General features: G+C 36.7%; 1 protein-coding gene. It reads right to left on the bottom strand.

Annotated elements, in window-relative coordinates; all coding sequences use genetic code 11:
• A partial coding sequence (locus PL77_RS29990) for an IS3 family transposase (RefSeq protein ID WP_156152623.1) occupies positions 1 to 401 on the bottom strand: 401 nt, incomplete at both ends.

Below are 401 nucleotides of genomic sequence, written 5' to 3'. Positions count from 1 at the left end.
CAGCCTTGATCTGTTGGAATATAAGTAAGATCAGATACCCATGCTTTTGCTGGTGCGTCTGTTTTAAATTTACGGTTCAGTATATTAGGAGCTACCTTCTTTCCATGGTTGGACTGTGTGGTTTGAGGTTTGTAACTTTTACAAATGCAGCTTTTTATGTTTTCTTTTTTCATTATTCTAGCTACTCGATTACGAGAGGTCTGGATACCTTTCTCTTTTAATGAGGAAGTGATCTTATAGCTTCCATACCTATTTTTTGAAAGGTGATATTCCTTTAAAACATGCTTTGTATCTCTCTCGAAAGCGATTTTTCGCTTCGATACTTTTCCTTGAAGCCAGCTGTAATAGGCGGAACTACTTATTTTTAGTACATCACACATACTCTCAACAGAAAACTCCTG

The sequence above is a fragment of the Flammeovirga sp. OC4 genome (genome assembly GCF_000812565.1).
In the GTDB taxonomy this organism is placed as follows: Bacteria; Bacteroidota; Bacteroidia; order Cytophagales; family Flammeovirgaceae; genus Flammeovirga.
This window is presented reverse-complemented; position numbering and strand designations above follow the sequence as displayed.